General features: G+C 38.3%; 19 protein-coding genes, 1 tRNA gene and 1 pseudogene. 17 read left to right on the plus strand and 4 right to left on the minus strand.

What is annotated here, in order from left to right:
* Positions 1-222 precede the first annotated feature (222 nt).
* The 8 genes from secE to KKH91_03855 all read left to right on the plus strand — a co-directional run bounded on the left by secE (position 223) and on the right by KKH91_03855 (position 5,136).
* On the plus strand, positions 223-420 hold the full coding sequence (secE, locus tag KKH91_03820) for a preprotein translocase subunit SecE (protein ID MBU0951941.1): 198 nt from the start codon (positions 223-225) through the stop codon (positions 418-420).
* A complete protein-coding gene (gene nusG, locus KKH91_03825; GenBank protein MBU0951942.1) occupies positions 420-944 on the plus strand; it encodes a transcription termination/antitermination protein NusG in 525 nt (174 codons plus the stop codon). Before secE ends, nusG begins: the two co-directional genes overlap by 1 nt.
* A gap of 24 nt (positions 945-968) precedes the next feature.
* Complete coding sequence (gene rplK, locus KKH91_03830; protein ID MBU0951943.1) at positions 969-1,394, plus strand: 50S ribosomal protein L11; 426 nt, start codon at positions 969-971, stop codon at positions 1,392-1,394.
* 21 nt (positions 1,395-1,415) lie between these two features.
* Positions 1,416-2,099 carry a 50S ribosomal protein L1 gene (rplA, locus tag KKH91_03835; GenBank protein MBU0951944.1) on the plus strand — a complete coding sequence of 228 codons (684 nt, stop codon included), beginning with the start codon at positions 1,416-1,418 and terminating at the stop codon, positions 2,097-2,099.
* A 117-nt stretch (positions 2,100-2,216) separates the two neighbouring features.
* Positions 2,217-3,089 (plus strand): ATP phosphoribosyltransferase, encoded by an 873-nt coding sequence (locus KKH91_03840; protein MBU0951945.1) that lies wholly within the window; start codon positions 2,217-2,219, stop codon positions 3,087-3,089.
* Positions 3,090-3,259: 170 nt separating this feature from the next.
* The gene (locus tag KKH91_03845; protein MBU0951946.1) at positions 3,260-4,735 is read left to right on the plus strand and encodes a glutamate--tRNA ligase; all 1,476 of its coding nucleotides are present in this window, start codon (positions 3,260-3,262) and stop codon (positions 4,733-4,735) included.
* A 58-nt stretch (positions 4,736-4,793) separates the two neighbouring features.
* Entirely contained in the window at positions 4,794-5,063 is a 270-nt protein-coding gene (locus tag KKH91_03850) for a DUF1844 domain-containing protein (GenBank protein ID MBU0951947.1), read from the plus strand.
* A 1-nt stretch (position 5,064) separates the two neighbouring features.
* Positions 5,065-5,136 (plus strand) — tRNA-Gln (locus tag KKH91_03855).
* Positions 5,137-5,528: 392 nt separating this feature from the next.
* On the opposite strand, the gene KKH91_03860 is transcribed toward KKH91_03855, so the two are convergent.
* Positions 5,529-5,672, minus strand: a complete 144-nt coding sequence (locus tag KKH91_03860; protein MBU0951948.1) for a hypothetical protein — start codon at positions 5,670-5,672, stop codon at positions 5,529-5,531.
* Positions 5,673-5,886: 214 nt separating this feature from the next.
* Between KKH91_03860 and KKH91_03865 the strand changes: the two genes are divergently transcribed.
* Genes KKH91_03865 through KKH91_03875 form a run of 3 tightly spaced genes read left to right on the plus strand, consistent with a single transcriptional unit; the run spans position 5,887 to position 16,159 of the window.
* Positions 5,887-9,267, plus strand: a complete 3,381-nt coding sequence (locus tag KKH91_03865; protein ID MBU0951949.1) for a DEAD/DEAH box helicase family protein — start codon at positions 5,887-5,889, stop codon at positions 9,265-9,267.
* A complete protein-coding gene (locus tag KKH91_03870) occupies positions 9,264-12,815 on the plus strand; it encodes an Eco57I restriction-modification methylase domain-containing protein (GenBank protein ID MBU0951950.1) in 3,552 nt (1,183 codons plus the stop codon). Before KKH91_03865 ends, KKH91_03870 begins: the two co-directional genes overlap by 4 nt.
* Positions 12,812-16,159 (plus strand): hypothetical protein, encoded by a 3,348-nt coding sequence (locus KKH91_03875; GenBank protein ID MBU0951951.1) that lies wholly within the window; start codon positions 12,812-12,814, stop codon positions 16,157-16,159. The genes KKH91_03870 and KKH91_03875 overlap by 4 nt, the downstream gene beginning before the upstream one ends.
* 627 nt (positions 16,160-16,786) lie before the next feature.
* On the opposite strand, the gene KKH91_03880 is transcribed toward KKH91_03875, so the two are convergent.
* The gene (locus KKH91_03880) at positions 16,787-19,222 is read right to left on the minus strand and encodes a DEAD/DEAH box helicase (protein ID MBU0951952.1); all 2,436 of its coding nucleotides are present in this window, start codon (positions 19,220-19,222) and stop codon (positions 16,787-16,789) included.
* 192 nt (positions 19,223-19,414) lie between these two features.
* Between KKH91_03880 and KKH91_03885 the strand changes: the two genes are divergently transcribed.
* The 3 genes and pseudogenes from KKH91_03885 (at position 19,415) to KKH91_03895 (ending at position 19,974) form a co-directional block, all read left to right on the plus strand.
* Positions 19,415-19,585, plus strand: coding sequence for a hypothetical protein (locus tag KKH91_03885; GenBank protein ID MBU0951953.1), 171 nt, complete (start codon positions 19,415-19,417; stop codon positions 19,583-19,585).
* Positions 19,586-19,589: 4 nt separating this feature from the next.
* Positions 19,590-19,904, plus strand: coding sequence for a PIN domain-containing protein (locus KKH91_03890; protein ID MBU0951954.1), 315 nt, complete (start codon positions 19,590-19,592; stop codon positions 19,902-19,904).
* Positions 19,885-19,974, plus strand: a pseudogene (locus KKH91_03895) (SEC-C domain-containing protein). Before KKH91_03890 ends, KKH91_03895 begins: the two are co-directional and overlap by 20 nt.
* 1,435 nt (positions 19,975-21,409) lie before the next feature.
* Here KKH91_03895 and KKH91_03900 read toward each other — a convergent pair.
* Positions 21,410-22,144, minus strand: coding sequence for a transposase (locus KKH91_03900; GenBank protein ID MBU0951955.1), 735 nt, complete (start codon positions 22,142-22,144; stop codon positions 21,410-21,412).
* Between the two features lie 106 nt (positions 22,145-22,250).
* Between KKH91_03900 and KKH91_03905 the strand changes: the two genes are divergently transcribed.
* Entirely contained in the window at positions 22,251-22,544 is a 294-nt protein-coding gene (locus tag KKH91_03905; protein MBU0951956.1) for a DUF4258 domain-containing protein, read from the plus strand.
* Entirely contained in the window at positions 22,531-22,779 is a 249-nt protein-coding gene (locus tag KKH91_03910) for an antitoxin (GenBank protein ID MBU0951957.1), read from the plus strand. Before KKH91_03905 ends, KKH91_03910 begins: the two co-directional genes overlap by 14 nt.
* Before the next feature lie 694 nt (positions 22,780-23,473).
* Here KKH91_03910 and KKH91_03915 read toward each other — a convergent pair.
* Entirely contained in the window at positions 23,474-23,641 is a 168-nt protein-coding gene (locus KKH91_03915; protein ID MBU0951958.1) for a hypothetical protein, read from the minus strand.
* 82 nt (positions 23,642-23,723) lie between these two features.
* Here KKH91_03915 and KKH91_03920 point away from each other — a divergent pair.
* On the plus strand, positions 23,724-23,933 hold a 210-nt coding region (locus KKH91_03920), incomplete at its 3' end, for a transposase (protein ID MBU0951959.1).

Here is a 23,933-nt window from a genome sequence, read left to right on the forward strand (position 1 = left end):
AAACGGGCTTATAGCTCAAAAATCTTTCGTAGAATTCAAAAAAAATGGTTTTAACGCGTGGTTAATTCATACCCTTAATGGAGGTGCGTTATGGAAATCACAGAAGTTAGAATTTCCCCGAGGGAAAAAGTAAAGCCAGCCGGTCGCTTGACATGGTCGGTTTTTTTTGCTAAACTTTCGACTCCTGCAACATAATCGAAACAAAGCGGGTTTTTTTTTATTATGGGAATATACAAAAAAGCTATTCAATTTCTGAAAGAAGTTTATGGAGAGTTAAAGAAAGTCAGCTGGCTTTCTAGGAAAGAAGTTATTGCCACGACAATTGTGGTTATAATATTCATGCTGATTACTGCCGCTTTTGTGGGCGTAGTTGATTTTACACTATCAAAGCTGTTGGGGATTTTTCTTGGAGGTAGATGATGAGTCGCGGCTGGTTTGTCGTAAGGACACGCTCTGAATACGAAAAAAAGGTGAAACAATCACTTGAAAAAACTATAGCCAATTTAGCGTTAGGTGAAAAGATATTCAAAGTAGTCGTGCCCTACGAAGAAGTTGTCGAACTGCGCAGAAACAAAAAATATGTCAAAAACAGGCCGTATTTTACGGGCTATGTTTTTGTCGACATGGATTTAGACCAGGATACTTACTGGGTTGTCAAAAATACTTCGGGCGTAAGCGGTTTTCTTGGAGGAACGACGCCCATCCCTTTGCCGGAAGATGAAATACAAAATTTAATCGGAATTATAGAAAGGCCTGCCCAGGTAAAACCTGCAATAAGTTTTGAGAAAGATGAAACTGTAAGGATCATTGACGGCCCATTTGTGCATTTTATGGGTGTTGTGGAAGAGATCAATGAAGAAAAGGGCAAATTGAAAGTTATGGTTACAATTTTTGGCCGTTCCACTCCTGTTGAATTAAATTTCTTCCAGGTAGAAAAAATTTAAAACCAGTTATTTTGGAGAAACAATATGGCAAAAAAAGTAAAAACGCAGATTAAACTACAGATACCGGCCGGCGCAGCAAATCCGGCGCCTCCGGTAGGCCCCGCATTAGGTCAGCACGGTGTTAATATAATGGAATTCTGTAATCAATTTAACACAAGAACAAAGGCGATGGAAGCAGGCATGGTTATTCCTGCAGTTATCACAATTTTTGACGACAGGGCTTTCACTTTTATCCTTAAGATGCCTCCGGTTTCTGCATTGCTGAAAAAAGCGGTAGGGATCGCAAAAGCAAGCGGAACGCCCAATAAGATTAAGGTTGGCAAAATATCAAAAAAACAGGTTCAAGAGATTGCTAAGCAGAAAATGCCGGATTTAAACGCAAATGATATAGAAGCAGCAATGAACATAGTTGAGGGCACAGCTCGCAGCATGGGAATAGAGATAGAATAGAGGGGTATTAGAGAGGAAATAATGCCAAAAAGAAAAAATGAAATAGACAAGCTGGTAGACAAATCAAAACAGTATCTCATCGAAGAAGCCGTAGAATTAGTAAAAAAGGCGGCAAAAGCTAAATTTGATGAAACCGTCGATGTGCATATAAAGCTGGGAATAGACCCGAAGAAAAGCGAACAGCTTGTACGCAGCACGGTAGTATTGCCGCATGGAACAGGAAAGACGAAAAAAGTGGCTGTTATAGCAAAGGGCGAAAAAATTAAGGAAGCAGAAGCGGCCGGCGCAGATGTGGTAGGAGCGGAAGATTTAATGGAAAAAATATCTAAAGGCTGGATGGATTTTGATGTTTTAGTTTCCACCCCGGATATGATGAAAGATTTATCAAAATTAGGCAAAGTTCTGGGCCCAAAAGGGTTGATGCCCAATCCTAAAGCCGGAACTGTATCTTTTGACCTTGCGAAAACAGTTAAAGAAGTTAAAGGCGGCAGAATAGAATTCAAAAACGATGACTACGGAATAATACACAGCGCTGTCGGCAAAGCGTCTTTTGATAAAGAAAAACTGGCTGAAAATTTAAGAGCGCTCATAGAGACAGTTATCAAGTCCAAACCTTCTGCGATTAAAGGGATCTACATTGAGAGTATTAGTATCTCTTCTACCATGGGGCCCGGAATTAAGCTCAATCTAACCCAGAAGTTTTAAATGATCAAAAAATTATTCCGTTCAAAAAAACCAGCGCCGGAACAAAATACAAATTTGTTAGCAGGCGCGTTTTTTTGGTATAATTTCAGCGGTATGTGGTGCCAATGAGGTAAAGGAATGAATAAATTAAAAATCGGTTTGCCAAAAGGAAGCTTGCAGGAATCGACATTTGAATTGTTCCGGAAAGCCGGAATAAAGATTTATGCCGATTCGCGTTCCTATAGGCCTTCTTGTGACGATTCTGAACTTGATATAGTCCTGGTCCGGGCCCAGGAAATTCCCAGGTATGTCAATGAAAAAGTTTTTGATTGCGGCGTGACCGGGTTGGACTGGATTATAGAAACTGATGCCAAACTGAAGGAGATTTGTGAACTCTGTTACGCGAAAAGCGGATATAGGCCTGTAAAATGGGTTCTTGCTGTACCGGAAGATTCTCCTTTTAAATCCGTAAAGGATTTAAATGGCAAGCGCATAGCCACAGAATTGGTGGAAGTAGTAAGAAAGTACCTTAAAAAAAATAAAGTAAACGCAGAAGTTGAATTTTCTTGGGGCGCCACCGAAGTAAAGGTTCCGGAACTTTGTGATGCAATTGTGGAACTTACTGAAACCGGCAGCTCTTTAAGAGCCAATAAGCTGAAAATTCTCGAAGAAGTTCTTGTCTCGACAACCAGGTTTGTTGCAAACGCTGATGCATTTAAAAATCCCTGGAAAAGGGAGAAAATGGAGAATATATCCATACTTTTAAAAGGTGCTCTCACCGCTGAAAGCATGGTGGGATTAAAAATGAATATCGAGCAGAAAAATTTGCAGAATATATTAAAAATTCTTCCTGCTCTTAAGCAACCTACTGTAAGCCAGCTTACTCTGAAAGGATGGGTGGCTTTAGAGGTTATTCTTGAAGAAAGCGAAGTTAAAGTAATTATTCCCAAACTGAAAAAAACAAGCGCTCAGGGGATCATAGAATACCCTTTAAATAAAGTCATCCCTTAACAGCGGGGAATTCTTGAAACACTCCGAAAAAATTATTACGCGTCTCATAACATTTTTTGCGCTATTTTTCCTATATACCAGCCAGCTTTGCGCGCAGTACGCCGCATTCAAAAGAGATATGTTAGAACCTGCCGATATTTCTGAGGACATGGGATTCAGGTGTGTTAAAGATGAGTGATACTAAAATCAGGGTAAGGTTTGCCCCGTCTCCTACCGGTTTTCTTCACATTGGAGGAGCAAGAACAGCTCTTTTTAACTGGCTGTTTGCGCGCAGGTATGGCGGCACATTTATTTTGAGGATTGAGGACACTGACGAGGCGCGTTCTACCGATGAATCAGTAGGTGCTATTTTTGAGAGCCTGCAATGGATGGGACTTGAATGGGACGAAGGCCCCATGCCGGATGGAAAAACTCTTGGCGCTTACGGCCCTTATTTTCAGATGCAGCGCCTGGATCTGTACACTAAATATGCGGAACAATTAGTCAAAGAAGGCAATGCTTACCGCTGTTATTGCACCCAGGAAGAACTGGATCAAATGCGCAAAGAATTGACGGCCCGGAAACTTTCTCCGAAGTACAATGGCAAATGCAGAGAATTAACTGAGCAGGAATGCAAAGAAAAACAGGCTCAGGGCTTAAAATCTGTTATAAGATTCAAAATGCCGAAAGAAGGTAAAACTGAATTTAATGATTTGGTAAGAGGCACTGTGGGGTTTGAAAATGCATTGCTTGATGATTTTGTTCTTATAAAAGCAAGCGGTATACCGACATACAATTTTGCCTGCGTTATTGACGACTACTTAATGAGAATAACGCATGTTCTTCGCGGTGATGACCATTTGTCGAACACTCCAAGACAGATTCAGGTTAATAACGCTCTGAGATTCAGTAATATTCTTCAATATGGGCATCTGTCTATGATACTCGGACCGGACGGCTCCCGTCTTTCAAAACGCCATGGCGCCACAAGCGTCACTGAATACAGGGATCAGGGATACTTGCCCCAGACAATCATGAATTATCTCGCGTTGCTTGGGTGGTCAACACAGGATAGCCAGCAGTTATTTGAAAAGGACGACCTTATTGCAAAATTTTCTATAGAAAAATGTTCTAGAGCAGCGGCAGTTTTTGACTCTCAGAAACTATTATGGATGAACGGTGAATATATGAGGAAGGCATCAGTAGAAAAACTCCTGGAACTCGCTGCCCAAAACAAATTGATTGACATAACCGATGAAAAAAAATATAACTTGATGAAATTGGCGTTAACGCTTGAGCATGAGAAAGTAAAACTTCTTACAGATATACCGCTTAAAACCGAGTATTTTGTAAAAGAAGATATTACTTACGACCCGAAAGCGGTAGAAAAGGCGTTAAAAACGCCTACAGCAAAAGATGTTCTTTCGGATTTAGCCAAAAAGTTTGAAAGCCTGGATGTACAGGCTTTCAATCACGAAAGCCTCGAAAAGATTTGCCGTGAATATGCGACGGAAAAGATTTTGAAGACAAGCCAGATTTTCCACCCATTAAGAGTGGCTGCAAGCGGCAGGACGGAAGGGCCGGGGCTTTTTGAGATGTTGGAGCTTCTTGGTAAAGAAAAAGTTTTAAAGAGAATTAAACATGTGTTGGAAAATATAATAAGGTAGGTACCCCGCCACCCAATATTCTTCCTAGCGAATGACCTTGGGTGTTAAAGAGGAATAAATGGATAAAAATTTTATCGGATTGATAATTTCGCTTTCCGCAGGAGCCTGGCAGCATTTAGGCAAGATTGAGAACCCAATTACCGGCAAGATAGAAAAAAACATGGAAAACGCCAAGATGTCCATAGATATCCTGGAAATGCTTAAAGAAAAAACCAAGGGAAACCTTTCAGCAGAAGAAGAAAAACTGCTTGATAATACATTGGCTGATTTAAAACTGAATTATGTCGAAGAACTGAAAAGCGACGGTACTTCGGGCACAACTCATTAATTGCCGGGTAGTGTAATGGCAACACGCTTGCCTCTGGAGCAAGTTACTCTAGGTTCGACTCCTAGCCCGGCAGCTTTAATAATCTCCGTCGAGTGACCGTCGAGAAAATTCCACAGCATCGACGTAAAAAGCCCTAAAACGGCAATTCCTCGACGATAAAAATAAGCAGTAAATATCTGGGGATTCTCTGTTCCCTGCTAAATTAAAACCAGCGAAATACTTCCTGAAATACCTGCGCATAAACCTCTCTCTATCTCGGAATTCGGCCTTTTTCAGAATGAATTAGTTCAGAGCTTTTGGGCTCGTATTTTCACGTTATTTGAGACCTCTGGAATATCTGATAAAAAGTTCGAACCTCTCCAAAAAACAACCTCTCTGATTAATTTAGAGAGGTTTTAAGCCATTTCTTTGAAATTCATAGGACAGAAAACCCGGAATTAGAGAATATCGAGAGAATAAGATAGTTCAACAAGGGATCAAATATTTTGTTTGAAGGATATTGTCTTGAGGTATTACTTCGTTTCCATAAAGTTCAACGCACTTTTCTTTAAGCTGTTTTATTGACATATTTTCAAGTTCTGCAATCTGAGCTAAAACTGAGTCTTCCATTAGTGGCTCCTTTCCGAGATAACTTATGCCTATATTAGGGCATAGTATTCAAAGCAAGTCAAGGCCTAAAAAACGCTGTTTTTCCGATTCTAACCTTTGAAATTATCATTATAAAGTAGTATGATTATAACACGCGTCCGAGGATTGACACTGTCGCAAAGATAGCAAAATGATTAGGTGTTAAAATAGACAAATTAATGAATGGATAAATAAAATGAGCAATTTTATTACGAATAATGACGCAAAAGACCTTAAAAAACGGTTGATTGAGCTTCTTCAGAAGAGCGATGAACTTAAATTTTTGGTTGGTTTCTTCTATTTTTCTGGAATCCGGGAATTGTATGAAGGATTAAAAGCAAAACCAAATCAAAAAATTAAGGTTTTAGTAGGCTTGAATGTAGATTCCACTAATTATGGCATGATAGAGCTTGCAGATAAGGATGATCAAATATCCGACGAAGAGAAAACTTTTAAGTTCTTTGAATCAGTAAAAAAGTCTTTAAATACCGAAAATTTCGACAATAAAGAATTTTATGAACAAGTTAAGTTTTTTGTCGAATTAATTCGAACCGACAAGCTGCTAATCAGGAAAACCTACAAGCCTAACCACGCCAAGCTCTATATATTCAAATTAGAAGAAGGCCAGGTTGGCAGAAGGAATTTGTTTATTACAGGCAGCAGCAATCTTACCAGGGCGGGTTTATCAACACAGGAAGAATTCAATGTAGAAATAGGTGATTATGGTTTTGAAGATGCAGAAAAATATTTTGATGACTTATGGGCTGAAGCGGTAAAAATAACCGAACATGAAGAATCAAAAAAGACACTTATTGAGATGGTTGAAAAAGAAACACTTATAAAAGAAATTAACCCTTTTGAGGCATTTGTTATTGTTTTAAAGGCTTATCTCGATTCTTTTGAAGGGCGTGATGTTAGTGAGTCCTTGCAAGATGTACTTCAAAAAAATGGTTACACACCGTATCGATATCAGTTAGACGCCGTCAAACAGGCGCTTACGATTATAGAAAACAACAATGGTGTAATCATTGCTGATGTTGTAGGTTTAGGTAAGACAATCATTGCCTGCGCAGTAGCAAGAGAATTAAAAAAACGCGGTGTAGTTATCTGCCCTCCCGGACTTGTTGGTGATAAGAATAAAAACTCAGGTTGGAAAAAATATACTGAAGAATTTGACCTTCGTGAATGGGAAGTTAGGTCGTTGGGAGAATTAGAAAATATTGCTGAATTTGTCAGCAAACATAAGGATATTGAGGTCGTGATTATTGATGAAGCCCATCGTTTTAGGAATCAAGATACTAAGGATTATGAAGTTTTAAAGAATATCTGCCGTAACAGAATCGTCATTCTTCTTACTGCGACACCCTTCAATAACAGACCGGGCGACATTCTATCATTATTGAAGCTTTTTATTACTCCAAAAAAGTCCTCAATTACTCTTGAAAACAATCTCGTTGATAAATTCAAAACATTCAAAGGTACTTTTGACAGGCTTGGATATATAAAAAAATATTGGAATTCACCAAACAGCGCAAAACGGAAAAAAGCGGAAACCAATTACCAGTCATTTTTTGGAGATAAAACTATTCAGTTAGAAAAAGTAGCCCAACGCTCGCACTATCTTGCCAAACAAATTCGGGATGTGATTGAGCCGGTAACAATTCGCCGTAATCGTCTTGACCTTCAAAATAATCCCTATTATAAAGATGAGGTTAAAAACTTATCTAAAGTCGCGGACCCAAAAGAGTGGTTTTTTGCATTAACAAAAGAACAATCATCTTTTTATGACCAAGTTATAGGCAATTACTTTGGGGATCCTGATGCCGGCGGACAATTTAACGGAGCTATTTATCGGCCGTTTCAGTACGAAATAGAAAAAGAGAAGATTGCCGCAGAAAAGTTGACCGAAAAAGAAAATTTCCAGTTTGTTCAACAGCGCGAACTTTATGATTTTATGCGCCGGTTGCTTGTTAAACGGTTTGAGAGTTCCTTTGGTTCTTTTGAACAGAGCATAAAGAATTTCAAGTGTATTACGGAAAATATACTGGAATTCATCAAAAAAACCGGAAAGGGTGATTATTACAAAGGCAAGTATATTTTGGACAGGTCACTTCTTGAAAAGATTCATAATCTGGATTTAGATGAGATAGAAAAGTATTTAGCTGAATATGTTGAAAATATTAACAAAGGTGAATACCCAAAAAACCATAAAATTTATGAAGTTAGTAATTTTTATGATAAAAAAGGTTTTATAACCAATATACAATCTGACTTGAAGCTCTTTGATGAAATCCTGGCTCATTTATCAAAATTAGATTTGGTAAAAAATGATCCTAAAACTGAATGCCTTTTAGAAAATATCAAAAAGGAAATTAAACAAAAACCCTTGAAGGATGAGCCCAAGAGGAAAATTGTTATATTTTCGGAGTATCTTGATACCGTTAAATACTTGGCTCCAATATTAGAAAAAAACTTTAGTAAGAAGGTTCTTGTCATAGAAAGTGACCTATCAACGCACAAAATATCCCAAATTAGTAAGGATTTTGATGCTTCGTATACAGATCAGGAAAATAATTATGACATTTTGCTTGCTACTGATAAAATATCGGAAGGCTTTAACCTAAATCGTGCGGGGCTTGTGATTAATTATGATATTCCCTGGAATCCGGTTCGGGTTATCCAGCGTATAGGCCGTATTAATCGTATAAGCAAGATGGTTTTCAAAGACCTGTATATTGTAAATTTCTTTCCTACTGAAAAGGGTTCTGAACTGGTAAAGTCACGTGAAATTGCAAGTAACAAAATGTTCCTTATTCATAATACGCTTGGAGAAGATGCTAAGATTTTTGATATTGATGAAGAACCTACGCCTTCAGGTCTTTATAATAGGATTCAGCAGAATCCTGATAATCAACTGGAAGAGAGTTTTTACACTAAAGCCCTTAAGGAATACCTGAAAATTGAGAAAATGCATCCAGGACTTGTTGATTTTTTGAGGAAATACCCTTCACGTATTAAAGTAGCCAAGAAGTATAGTGAGAATGAGCTGTTAGTATTCATGAAAAAGGGCAGATTGTACATTCATGGCATAAAATATGCAAGCGGTAACAAAACAGATGTTTGTCAGGCCACATTTGAAGAGGTGTTTGTTAAGATTGCCTGCGGAGAGGATGATAAGGCTTTGATATTAAGTGATAATTTTTGGGAAGCTTATGAGAATATAAGGAATTTTAAGGAATTTCGTGCTATTCCAACAAGTGAGCAAAGTCTTGAGCAAAAGGCTTTGAATAACTTAAGAACCCTGATAGATAATATTCATTCTGATGAGATTATGCCCCATAAGGATTTCTTGAGAACACTAAAGGAAGATATATTGGACTATGGCACATTGTCAGATTTCACTTTGCGCCGGATAGCTAATATGGAAAGTGCAGATGAGGTAAAGAAAAAAAGAACTGTGGTTGAAATAGCCGCCTTAAAGAAAGAGCTTGGCGAAGATTATTTGCTAAAAGAAAAATCTAATCAAAAAAATATGTCAAAAGAAATCATTGTCGCTATTGAAAATCAAAAAATATGAGTAAGGAAATACTTCAAGATATTATTAACGATTTTTCACTCGATAAATTTGGTCGTTTTTTTCGTGAAAAAAATCGTTCATTCGCATCTCGTCAGGAATCTTTAAATCAATATAATGATGACAGTTTCAAAGAATTTAATAAAATTGGGGAAATAAAATTCAGCGAAACTCAAAAACTGCTGATAATAACCTCAAAAGCCAATAACGGCCTTATTGAACGCTCCGGCAAAAAAGCTCAATACGAGAAAGCCAAGAAAATCCTGAAAGAACATCAATCCTGTGAAGCTGGCATATTCGTATTTTATGACACAGCTAGAAAAAATTTCCGTTTCAGTTTAGTGTATGACCAGCCAATTGGCACCAAGCGCACTTTCAGCAACTTTAGAAGGTTCACCTATTTTGTCAGCTCAGACCCGGAAGTAACCAACAAAACCTTTCTCACCCAGATAGGCAGCGGGGATTTTTCCACACTTGAGAAAGTAAAAGCAGCGTTTTCATTACAGACTGTTACAGATATATTTTATGAAGAGTTCTTCAAGGAATACAACAAACTTGTTGAAGCTGTTAAAAAAGAAAACAAGGAAATAGACAATGAAAAATCGCGGGATTTTGTCCTTTTATTTGCCGTAAGAACCATATTCCTTGGATTCATCCAGAAAAAGGGCTGGATAGGCAACGATGAGAAATTTATCCAGCGTTTCTTTAAGGAATACGAGGCAAAACACCCTGGTAAAAATTTGTTCTATGAAAGCTGGCTTAGCCCGCTTTTCTTTGAAGCGTTAAATACCCCTGTAGGAAGAAAGACAGCATATTCAAAAAACGATTTTTCTCCGGAAACAGAAAAAAACCTGCAAATGGCGCCTTACTTAAACGGTGGATTGTTTAAAGAAAAACCAGGTTATGACAATCAGGACTATCTTATTCCTGACAAAGAAATAAAGAGTTTTTATGAATTTCTCTTCTCGCATAACTTCACTATTGAAGAAAACTCCTTTGAAGATGAAGACTTGCAGTTAAACCCGGAATTCCTTGGCATAATCTTTGAGCGCCTTGTAAACAAGGCAAATGGAGCAGTATACACTCCGCGAACCGAAGTTGACCTGATGTGCCGTTTAACCCTGGTTAAATGGATAGAAAAAAATAGCCCTCTGCCTGTCAGCACGGCGAACCTGTACGAACTCTTTTTCCGCGAAGGCGAAAAGGAAGAAGACCAAAAACAGGGCAGTTTCTCCGAAAAAGAAACAAAAGAAATTATTGGTTTACTTGAAAATATTACTATTTGTGACCCGGCAGTCGGCTCAGGCGCTTTTTTGGTAGGAATGATTCTGGTGATTGACGAAATAGAGCAGAACCTGAAAACAAAAATTGGATTAAAGGATAACAATTCATTTGAAAGAAAAAAAAGAATTATCGGCCAATCGCTCTATGGTGTTGAAGTTAAAGAATGGGCGGTATGGATATGCCAGTTGCGCCTGTGGCTGTCGCTTTTCATTGAAGCGCCGGATGATATGAAAAACTCTCTTGAACCCATCCTTCCCAGCCTGGATTTCAAGGTGCGCCAGGGGGATTCGTTAGTCCAGCGCATCGGAAGCAAGGCATTCCCTGTACTGGGCCATGCCCAAATAGACGAATCAGTTAAAAGAAAAGTAACCCTGCTGAAGAACCTGAAAAACGAATATTTTGGCAACAAAACCGCATTAAAGGATTGGGAAGTAAAACAGAAAGAAATAGCAATTTATAATGAAATCCTGCAAAGCGAAATCAAAGAAAAACAAAACAAAATCCATAACCTGAAAAATACCGGCAAAAACCTTGAATTATTCAGCGATGACGCATTAAAACCGAATCAGAATGAATTACCCTTAAACAAGGAACAGATTGAACAGCTTGAAAACGAAGTAAACGAGCTTGAAGAGCAAAAACACAACATCCGCAAAGACAAACCCCTTATCTGGAACATTGAATTTGCCGAAGTATTTGTGGAAAAAGGCGGTTTTGATATTGTTATTGGAAACCCGCCCTATGTCCGACAGGAGGATATATCCGACCCCACAGGGAAAATCAGGGATAAAAAACAATACAAGGCGTTCCTTGAAGAAATGGTTAAACTTGATTTCCCTGAAAGTTTTCCTCAAAAAGCAAAAATCAATGCTCAGTCAGACCTTTACACATACTTCTATATCCGCGGCCTGCGCCTGTTGAACAACAAAGGTATACACACATTTATCTGCTCAAATTCCTGGCTTGATGTAGGGTACGGTGCCTGGCTTCAGAAATTTTTATTAGAGCGGGCACCTGTTGAATTGATTATAGATAATCACGCCAAGCGCAGTTTTAAAGCCGCAGATGTAAACACTATTATTTCCATTATCCATGCGCCTGTAAAAAAACCTGACAACAGCAAACCCATAAAATTTGTCGCCTTCAAAAAGCCGTTTGAAGAAGCCATATTTACCGAATATCTTCTCCAAATTGAAGAAGCAAAAGAAGTGGTCTCAAATGATATTTTCCGGGTCTATCCAAAAAAACAAATAGAATTGCTTGAAGAAGGCTGGGAATACCCGGAAACTGACTCGCCCAAACAGTTGCTTAAAGGCAAATTTGAATCAGGAAGTTACATAGGTGATAAATGGGGCGGTAAATACCTCCGTGCCCCTGACATATTCTTCACCATCCTTGAAAAAGGCAAAGGCAAACTGGTAAAACTTGGGGATATCGCAGAAGTTCGTTTTGGTATTAAAACCGGTGTCAATGAATTCTTCTATTTAACAGACGCGCAGACAAAAGAATGGAAAATAGAAAAAGAGTTTTTAAAACCGGTTATTAAAAGCCCTAAGGAATGTAAAAGTATTTTAATCAATCCTAAAGACTTAAAGTATAAAATATTCATCTGTAATAAAAGCAAGGAAGAATTAAAGGGGACAAACGCTCTGAAATATATCCAATGGGGAGAAAAACAAAAAACAGAAGATGGTATCTATTGGAAAGATGTATCTAGCGTAGCCGGTAGAAAACATTGGTGGGAAATCGGAATAAGAGAGTACCCATCACTTATTTTTCCTTGCGGTATTAGGGAAAGATTTATCACGTATGTTAACGAAAATAATATTTTAGCCGATAAAAGGTTATATGATATTTTTATAAGCAAAAACAATAAAACAGGGCTCTCTCTCTCTTTGAACGCAACATATATTGTATTAATGATAGAAATACAATCGCATAGCTATGGTGGGGGCGGTGGATTAATTGATGCCACGGTAATAGAAGTAGAAAAATTGACAATTTTGAACCCATCCTTATTCAAAATTAATGGCAATAGATCTATTAATGTTAATCGTGAAATCAAGTCCATTTTTGAAGAATGCGGGATAGACCCACAATCAAAAAACCCAATTGAAGAACAGGAACCAAAACCATTGCATGACAGGGCAGAACTAGACAAAATCGTCTTTGACGCGCTGGACTTAACAAAAGACGAGCGTAAAGAAGTTTACCGTGCCGTCTGCCGCCTCGTCTGGAACCGAATTTCAAAAGCAAAGAGTGTATGATAAATACTGAGTTAAAAATAAAAGATACAGACTTACGATTAGAAAAATATCAAATAGATATTTATAATGGATTGCGAGATATCGGTGAAGAAATTTCATCTATGTATTGTGATGGTGTAAGAATATTTAAAAGTGATTTTAGTTCTAGACCTTACATACTTGCACATTTAGCGAGAGAAATCGAAGGTTCAATAAGAGATATTTATGCTTCAACAAAAAAGGCCGAAATAAAGATATGTCCAACATGTGGCAACAAAAAGAAGAGTAGTCAAATTGACGAAATATGTGAAGTTTTAGGAGTAAGCAAAGATGATGACTTTGCTAAAAGATGGCACAAAATAGCAAAGGAATTTCATAAGTACGCGCATAGACAGGGTGGGTGGAACACCCCAAGAGAAAAAGAATCATTTAATGCGTTGTGGAAACAATTTGAAATAATATTATTAAAGTTAGTTGGGCAGTATTTAGGATTAATTATCTTGTTAGATCAAATATTAAAAAATAACAAACCTACCGAAAATATTTTAAAAACATTACCTAACTTATTGCAAAATGAACCAAGAAAAAGATATTTTTTCAAAAAACTTATATCAATACAATGGTTTCAGGATTTGTATGAACAAGGATATTTTTTACCAGGAAATGCACCGGGGCCAGTTCCGTCCAATCAAGAAGGGTATTTTATTACACCGGAATGGAATGTTTTGCCTTATCTTGAGAAAATATCAATACAAATAAAAGAAAAGCAGGAAGAAAACAAAGGGTATATTGAAGAATTACTGGATATTATTAAAACTGTTACAGAATATCATGTAAAAAACGATAATAAATTAGATAATTACCGAACATGGTGGTATTTTGTGAAAATACTTTGTAATTTGCCAAAAGAAGCGGTAACTGAAAATATATTAGATTTGATCCCCATTTGGCTTGGTTCAAAATTCACAACTGCATTACAAGGCCCTGAAATTGTAGATAAGTTATTGCCAAAATTCTTAGAAAATCCCGAAGATATAAAAAAAGCAGAGAAAATTACGGAATATACATTAGCACTCAAGACATTGCCCCAAAAAGAAGGAAGAAATGAATTTGATACGGTTATAGAATCGTATTATCTTAAAGAATCATTTATAGATAAGAAATATGCAGGTAAAATTGGTGAGAATTGTTCAGTAAAACTTATTGAGAATATTTCAGAAAATATAAAAAAGTTCCTGAAAAGCGATAGAGATGAGACGTATTTATCTTCTTATTCTAAAACTGAACATTATGGCAATGAGCCCTTGGAATTATTGGCAGAAATTCTTAAACAGATTCTAATTTCGAAGTCCAAAGCAAACGAAAATGAAACAAAAAGCATTTTAAAAACCTGTCTTCAAGATAAAAGCTACTATTTTAAGAAAATGGCAATATATGTGATGGGATATGATGAGGAAAATGCAAATAAATACAAAGATATTTATTTTGAAGAACTTGAAAAAGATGTTGAATTTGTTCTTTTGGACGGGTTTAGTTTTGGTGATGAATTAAAGCATCTTTTTAATAATTTCAAAGAATTAACGCTAGAACAAATCGATTCGCTTCAAAGGAAAATTACTGAAGGTCCAGGAAAGGATTATAAGAGCGATCCGGATATTTGGAAACAAAAACGCTATAAGGAATTAAGCCATATCCAAGTATTTAAGGTAAAACATGATGAATTGCAGGCAAAAACAAAAATAAATACAGGTTTGTCGGCTGCAATTGGCGAAATTAAAACAAGCTGGGAGCCGATAGAAGCCTCAGCTCCATTAAAAGTAGAAGATTTACTACAGAAATCAAACAAAGAGATTGCTGATTATTTGGTTAGCTATAACCCGGAAGGCGGCCCCTGGCCAGAGCGTGATTTTGACGGTTTATGCAGTGTTATAGTAGATTCTGTTAAGATTCAGCCTGAAAAATTCATAAATGACCTGGATTCTTTCAAAGAAACAGCGTTTATTTATGTCCGTAGTATTTTAAGCGGTGTCAAGAACGCTTGGAATGATAAAAAGACTATAGATTGGATGAAAGTATTTGATTTTATAAAAGAATATATAGATAGAAACGACTATTGGGAAGATAACGAGAAATATATTGTAAAAAAAGAAAGGTGGAAAACTAATCACATCGGTTTAGCAGGGCCAATTGCTGATATTGTCCGCGAAGGTGCTCAGGAAGATTTTTGGAAAGAGGAACATTTTAAACCGATATCAGAAATATTTGATATTTTGATTACAGGGATGTTAAACGAAAAAGATGAGATACTAAAAAAACATCATGATTTAAATAATGATCCGGTTACTCATGCCATGAATTCCCCGTTTGGAAGGCTATCTGAAGCATTATTCCTATGCGCGTTACGGATAAAAAGAGTTGAAGAAGATTTAAAAAAAGAACAGCAAGAAATAAACTGGGAAAAGTGTATAAAGAGCAAATATCAGGATATATTGGATAATTCAATACCGGAAGGATATACCTGGCTTGGCAGGTATCTTACTAATTTTAACTATTTAGACAAAGACTGGACAGTAAAAAATATTGATTTAAATGGGTTTAAAGATGATTATCTTTGGGAATGTTTCATTATTGGTTACCTTTCAGCTGGCATTCATGTAAGCCTTTATGATTCAATGCAACCGCATTATAAAAGAGCGTTGGGATATAAATTTAAGAAAGATGATACATTAAACCGTTTAATCCATCATATTTGTGTTGGATATTTGCTTGAAAAAGAGGATTTTACAGATAAAACCCTTTTTGGAAAACTAATTGAAGAATGGGATGTTAAAAAAATATGTGAAATCATCAGTTGTTTTTGGGTACACAGAAAAGATGATAAAAAACCAAAAGATAAAGAAAAACAGAAAAAAATAGAAGAGAAAATACTTGAGTTTTGGAGTTGGGTTTATAAAAATAAATTTAAAGGCAATTTAACCGATGAAGATAAAAAAATATTAGCAGAATTAGCAAAATTGTCTGTTTTTCTGCCAAAAATAGATTCAGAAAATTCAAAGTGGCTGTTGCTGTCAGCTCCTTATGCGGGCATGGATTTCGACTCAATGTTTTTTATTGAATATTTAAATGAGCTGAAAGAAAAGGGCAAAAGCATTAATTATATCGGCGAAATTTATTTAAAAATGCTTGAAACATCAACTCCTGATTATAAAAAAGAAAATATCATTGAATTGGTTGAATACCTTTATGAAGCAGGGAAAAAAGACAACAAAAAGAAAGAGCAGGCAGATGAAATCTGCAATATTTATGGCAGCCGCGGTGCGGAATTTTTACGGCCCCTTTGGGAAAAGAATAATAAAGAAGCATAAGCAACGCTGGATTCCCGGGTCAAATGGGGACGGTTCTGATTTCTCAGCACAAAACAACATATCGTAATGGGACGGTGTAGTCGGAATTATAAGCGAAGAACGTTGATTTTTAGCCGTTTATATAGTATAGTAATACCGTCGTAGAAACAAACATTTTGGGCGATTTAAACTTCGTAAGCCTTTAAGAAAGGCAGAGCTTTCTCGAAAGAGAAGGCACACATCAGTACGATGGGTGATGTTGCTTGTCCGCACAGGATGGGTTAACGATCATTCCGGGTTACTGATGTGGCTCGGGGGCGATTCGTTGGCCCTTTTTTTATTGGTAAAAAAACATGGGGTCTGTAAGTAATATTTTTGATTTAGTAAGTGGAAAAGAAGAAGATCAACTTTCTTCGAGTTTTGGTTTTATTCTTAAAAACAACACGAAACTCTTGAGTGATTTTTTAAAACATATTGATATAGGTGTTATTAACAATGCTGATCTTAGAAATATAGATATTCCGTAAGCCCGAAATAATCGTTTTAATTTCTCAAGATGTTTGCTCGTGGTCAATGGAGCATATTCCGCTTCTCGCAATTCGACAACAAAATTATCCATTTTATTAATCCTTTAACAGGATATCTGCATTACAAAAGAGAAATTTGAGCAGTGGTACTGTCCTGTTCCGTGAGTCTATATCCCAGCACCTTATAACTTTTCAGGCGTTTATCATACATTCTTTTTAGACGTGGTACCTTTACATCAGCATAATCATAGACCGCGACTTGTTTCTTGTTGTCATTTAGGCGATGGAGCCGACCGACGTATTGTGCCAAGGTGCCTCGCCACGAAACCGGCAGGGCAAGAAATAGCACGTCAAGGCGCTTATCGTCAAATCCTTCGCCCATGTAGCGCCCTGTTGAGAGAATGATTCTTTCTTCTCCGGCGGGAAGGGATGACAGGTTATTGTTGAGTTCCTTAAATTGTTTTCTGCCCATTCCTCCCTTGAAAACAAATATATTCTTGACGAGTCCCTCAAGCCTTGTCCTGAAAAATTCAAGATGCTCAGTCCTTTCCGTGAGTAGAAGGGGAGATTTTCCTGTCTTGATTGAGGATAGAATATCCCGTACAATCAACTCGTTTCTTGCGGTATCCTGTGTGAGCATGCGGTAAAGGTTCTGTATCTGTATTTCAGAGTCATCTGCTACCTGAAAATCAGTATGCCTGGGGATTACAAGGTGTTCAAAGGCGCGTTCAATTGCCTGCTGCTTTTCTGCGACTCTGAACCTTATGGGGCCGCATTGCATGATTATTATCGGATGGTGACCATCCTTGCGGATGGGTGTGGCGGTCAAACCGAGAACATACTTTCCCTTGACCTCTCTCATGACCTGCTCAAAACTGAACGCGGAAACATGATGGCACTCATCAACGATGACCTGCCCGTAGTCAGCTACAAAGTCCTTAACGATTCCTTTGCGGAACAGGCTCTGTATTATAGCGACATCAATAACGCCGGTGACCTTGTTCTTTCCACCGCCAATCTTTCCGATGTTCTTTTCAGGGATATTCAAGAAAGCGGACAGCATTTTTACCCATTGTTCCAGCAATTGTTTCCTGTGGACAAGCACGATAGTATTGACTCGTCTCCTGGCTATGATGTTGGCAGCCAGTACCGTTTTACCGAAAGCCGTACCGGCAGATACTATCCCTATGTCGTGTTTCAGTACAATTTTCACTGCTTCCTGCTGCATGGGGCGCAGTTCGCCTTCAAATTCAACGTTGATTCTATTCCCTTCAAGGCGCTGGTCTTCAACGACCGGCTCTATTTTGTATTCCTTGAAGAAAGCCATCAAGTCATCCAGACATCCCCTTGGAAGAGCAATATAGCCGGATTCTGGTTTGTCCTCACCGCAGGCAATTATGCGCGGCTTGCCGAAAGTTGACAGGCGCATCATCTGGGCTTTATAGAACTCGGGATTCTGGAATGCGGCGATGCTGAGCAGGTGCTTGATAACTTTTGACGCCGAATCCTTTTTCTCAATGTAAATCAGGTTACCCAAAACGACTCGTATTTTCTCAGGCAGTGTATCAAAAACAATTTTCTTTTTCTTTGAAGGAGGCAGTGTCCACGGGTCATCTTCTACTGGTTTATCCGGGTCGGCGACGGTTCTTATCTCTCCGAGCGTTCCGATGTCACGGTTATTATCAATGATTTCGGACAAATGCCGGAAGGATAGTTTCTTTACGGAAGACAGATAGTCCCATTGATCAGGGAACGGTTTAAAATCAGGAGTCAGGAAAACGCTATTCCCATTTTCGCGTGGCGCTTTCTGCAGGGGCAAGGCTATCAGGTTTCCGAAACCACCCTTCGGCATGGTATCCTGGTTAGGGAAGAACCTGTCATATGACCTGAATCCGATCTGGTACCTGTTTTCAAGGGCTTTTGAAAGAATAACCGCCCCAAGTTTCCGGGCAAGCGCCGCCGGGACATTTTCTTCAAAGAATATCCAGACGTGGCAGCCGTTACCTGACCGGGAGCGTTCCAAGGCGGCGGAAATATTCAGGTCGTTGCACACGGCAAGATAGGTAGAAGCGTCATTTTGCCATGAGGATCCATCAAAATCCACGGCAAGGAACCAGCAGGTTTCATCCGATAATAGAGGGTAGATGCCAATAGTCTTTTTACCGGAGAGGTGGTTGTATACTATTTCATTGGTAATCGGCAGGTATTTCCTGTTATGGCATTCAGAACAATTAATATGGGGCTTATGACATAATTTATTATCCCATTCGTTTGCGCAGGAAGGGGAGTAACCTGATTTGCCTTTCCGTGAAACCCAGCGTATAGCAAAGACATCTTCCCTGCCCCGGAACAGTTTAAGAAAGATACGTATTTTTTCTTCTTGTGAAAAAGAACTCTTATTTTGTATGTGCTCAATTTTTCTTTCTTTTATACCTGACAATGCCTGATGAGCGGCAAGTTGTTTCTTCAATCGCTCGTTTTCTTCTTTGAGGCGGTTGCATTCTTGGAGCGAATTTTCAAGTTTTTGAGTAAGAGTATTTATATCGTCTGAATTCATATATTCCTCAGCGTTATCTTTGGGCTGATTCTGTTAAATTATACCTCTTTGTTTCTTCCTTGTAAAACGATAGTGTCATTACAATACCGCGCGATAAAGGAAACTTGATTTAATGACTTTTTTCTATTATAATAGAATCGTAATATAAGAATGCCGGTTGAAGAAAACAGAAGCTGAAAATGGGGGTTAAAAATGGTAACACGGAATATCGAAACGCAAGTATTGGAAATAAAAAAACACACGAAACTGGAAAGAAAGGATCCTGCAGCCTGGGAAAAACTTGAAAAATTGGGTAAAAAAATCAGTAAAGAATGGAAAAGTTCAAAAACAAGCTGGCAGTTAATTTCCGAAGGGCGCAGATAATAACATGTATTGTATTGATGCCAGTGTAATCGTTAATTCATTTTTCCCAAAAGAATCAAATTATCAATTTAGTTCTAAATTGATAAAAACAATCCGGATTTCGCAAACCGCTGTTTACCTTCCAGAGATAATTTTACCAGAAATAAGTTCAGCAATAGCCCGCGGTACAAATGATTCTGAGTTGGCAATTGAATTTGTTGAACAGATTCTCGCCATACCCACATTCAATTTTATTCCAGTTGAAAGAGATATTTCTTTTCTTGCAGCAGAGATAGCATCAAAATACAGGTTATGGCCAGGAGAGGATAATCATGAATGAACAAGCGGGAAGGAACGACCCGTGCCCGTGCGGAAGCGGGAAAAAATACAAAAAATGCTGCGGCCCAAAGGATGAGGAAGCAAGAAGCAGGCCCGATCTCAGTATGCCTGCCGAAATGCTTACCAATACCCCTCTTGACGCGTGCCTTCAGCTCATGCCTGCGTTGACGGCGTATTCGATGGCGCTGATGAATTCCGGCCCGGAAGGCAGAGAACTTGAAAAAGCATGCATGGGATTTGAAAAAAGATTTCATCCTGGCAGTCCTGATGGCGCGCCGGACAGTTTTTTCTTTTATTGGCAGATTTTTGACTATCATTTTGGGAAAACCCGTGAAACAGTCTGTCAGCGGTTCATGAAAATCCCGGAACTCCAGAAACTCAACCAAATCGGGAATGAATGCATAAAGATGATGTCGGGCAGTTATAGCGCCTGGTACAGGGTTATTTCACTGACGGATATGACAATAACTTTCAGGGAGCTCTATACAGACAGGATATTAAAGTCCGCCAGGATTAACGAACCTTTTGAACGGGGGGCAACGCCCGGGGATTTGTGGTATACGCGTTTTTTCCTGGTGCAGGGTGTTTATTATATAGCCTCCGCGCCATATATACTGCCTTCCGAAGCGGAAAAAGATTTTCTTGAAACAATCGGCAGGCAAGTAAAGGAGTACGAGAAGCTTTCATCCGGTGAAGTATGGGCGCAAAAGAATAACATATTTGCCTCTTACTGCAAGGCTTCGGCCTATGGATGGCTTGTTTATCTCCATCCGGAAAAATCATCTGTAATACCAAAGATTCTGGTTAATACAGATAAAGAGCTTCTGCAGGTTACAAAAGTATATTTTCTTATAGATGTGATAACCGGGCTCAGCGAGAAACTGGATAAACAAAAGACTTTTTCCTATGACAAGAGGAATTCCATCTGGATTTGGCAGGGAAAAAACCGAAAGAATAAGGTTCTTTTCCCTAATATAACCCTGGGTACTCTGAAAATGGAAGGCAACAGGCTGGTAGGCGAAACAAATTCTCTTGAGAGAGCCCTTCGCCTCAAACAAAAGCTGGAGAACGAATTCAAAGGATACCTTAAATATGAGAAAATGGAAAGCTTCAGCCAGGACAGCCTGCCGAAGCCGTCCGCGGAAGAGCTGGAGCGGATGCACCGCGAGAACGAGGAATTGAATTCCCGCCCGGAAGTTCAGGAAGCGTTAAGGCAAAAGCTGGAAGAACACTACCTTACAGACTGGGTTAACCATCGTGTGCCGGCGCTTAATAACCTTAGCCCACAGCAGGCGGCAAAGACTGACAAGGGCAAAAAGATGCTTGAAGAACTGATTTCTTCGTTTGAAAAAATGCAGGAATCCCGGCCCATAAAGGTTGACTTCAACAAACTGCGAAAAAAACTGGGAATGTAAAAAACAATAATTCCGGGGACACGTATAGAGGGAGAGGATACCGTTGATATCGCATTTTTAAGTCCGTTATTTCCATGTCGCGCAACAAGCCTCAGGTGTTTGCCTTCAAGGCCTCTGTGATATATAGCCTGTTGAAAAACAGTTCCCAAGCTTGTTGTGATTCGCCGTGCGAAGCCAGCTGGAAATCAATTAACTCCCTTTTACCTGTGGACTTAATGCCGTAAACAACCAGCACACAACGTCTTTTTTTCAAGATTGGGTTTTTGACATTGAAATAAACGCCGTCCGCAATTAAATATATGTAATCGTCAGATAAACTTCTTGCATGATGTTTATTAACGATATTATTTAAGCTCTTTGTAATTCTTGATACACCGGCAGCGCTTATGGCGCGCATCCCAAATAACGGCTCAAGGACTTCGGATACTTTTCTGGTAGAAACACCGTTTAAAAACATTTCCAGGATAGTATGGTCAACATCCGGCGCCCTGCGGGAATATGCAGCTATGCAACTGAAATTCATCCTTCCGGATCTGATTCTGGGAACTTTGATGTTTGCTAAATGTTCGTAAGTGCTCAGTAAACTGCGATACCTGAATCCGTTTCTGAATATGGGACGAACTTTATTGTGTCCCCATTTTCCACAACCTATCAAGTCCTGAACTTCTATTTCCATGCTGGTTTCAAGTAACCTTTTTAGCGCTCGTTCCTGTTCAAGTTTCAGATCTCCCCAAAAATCCTCTTTTACTTGCGACCATCTTTCAAACAGGTACTGTTCAAACAGGTACTTGTCAGTAAACTCTAATTCTTGTACAATGTTAGCCATAGGGCTACCTCCTTGGTTTATTTAGGGCTTACTGACAAATTCTCAGACTTAATACGACTTAATACGACCTGTTGACAAAAGACACACAATGTGATAACATAATTATATGAAAGTCTTCAGCTGGAGTAATGAGAAAAACAAAAAGCTGTTTACAGAAAGAAATATAACTTTTGAAGAAATCGTATTTTGTATAGAAAAAGGCCATTTACTTGATACTATAGAGAATCCAAGAAGGGATAAATATAAAGGTCAAAAAATATTTGTTGTAGAAGTAGATAATTATGTTTACCTGGTTCCTTTTATAGAGACTGAAAAAGAAATATTTTTAAAAACAGTAATTCCAAATAGAAAGGCGACAAAGAAATACTTAAAAGGGGGCATTGAAAATGGACAAAAATGAAAAAGAATTAGTTAAATCATATGAAAAAGATGAATGGGAAAGCATTAAAGAATTTAATAAACATAAAAATAACTACATGCGCTATGCTGCCAATACTATAAGAAAAGATAAGCGTTTGAATATAAGGGTTTCATCTAGGGATTTGGAAGGTATTCAAAGACTAGCCATCAGGGAAGGTATCCCATACCAGACACTCATTTCAAGCTTAATTCACAAGTTTGTATCAAATCATTAATCTTTAACTGAAATTGCATAATTGGTCGCGAAAAGCAGGGGCTTCCAGCTTTCCTTACTGACAAAAAGGTATTGCCTATGAGCATAAAAATGGCATGTCCCTATCTCGCTTGCTGGACACGCGAAAACATACGAAATATCGATAGTTTAGGTGAAATTCGGGCCTTGAAAAGTGGACAAATTGGACAGAAAAAGCTCTGAAATTCTCGGTTCGAGCTTGTAATAATATTGAGTTTTGGTTTCTCAAAATCCGGGAAAATATGATATAATTGCTATAATGTCAGGGGAAAAAATAGAGAGATGTATTTAGGCCTTATACTTACCCCGGCAGGCTATTATAACGCCTGGAAATTCCAGGCAGAGCAGTTCAGAGCCTCACGCATTATCCAGTATGCATGAGGTTTTTTTATTTCGCATAGTGCGAACCCTAAAACCGCTACCATATTGGTTTTAGGGTCAGACAAAACCAGCTTTTTGTGATTTAAACAAAAGCTGGCTTATCTCTTTTTGCGGTTTTTCAGTAATCAACCTCAAATATTCATTTCTTTCAGCCAGTATTCCTCTCTCTATCTCTGATTTTGGGTATTTTCAGTTTTCAATAGTCCAGAGCTATTTTAGCAGTATTTCTTGAAAATATTTTGAATTTGAATCGCTCTGAAATTAGCTGATTATTTAGGGCGGGAGCTATCTCTGTATTATTCTGAGAGTCCTGAGGTGATATTTTTCCACATTTCTCGCTGTTTATCCCAATATATTTCCAACGGTATTTTCTTTATTAACCTTTCATTCAGTTGGAGCATTTTGCCTGTAGTGTTTAACAGTATCTCTTCCTGAATATCCGGCGCAAGCAAAAGAAGCTTCATTATATTGCATATCCTGGACTGTGTTAGCGGCACCCATTTACATAAACTGCCAAAGGACACTGAATAGTATTCGTTTTTGTGAATTCCTTTAAAAGAAGGCAAATATGCCCTGAACTGGACAAAACTTAGCTGTCAGGGATTTGAGGAAAACGAAGTCAGGTTGAAACTATTCATAATGGCATATAATCTGGGGAATATTTTCAGAACACTGGCATTACCGGAAGGGATAAAGGATTGGTCATTGAGGACGATACAGCTGAAACTGATAAAAATAGGCGGCAGATTGATAAGG

The organism is Elusimicrobiota bacterium, from assembly GCA_018816525.1.
In the GTDB taxonomy this organism is placed as follows: Bacteria; Elusimicrobiota; Endomicrobiia; order CG1-02-37-114; family XYA2-FULL-39-19; genus OXYB2-FULL-48-7.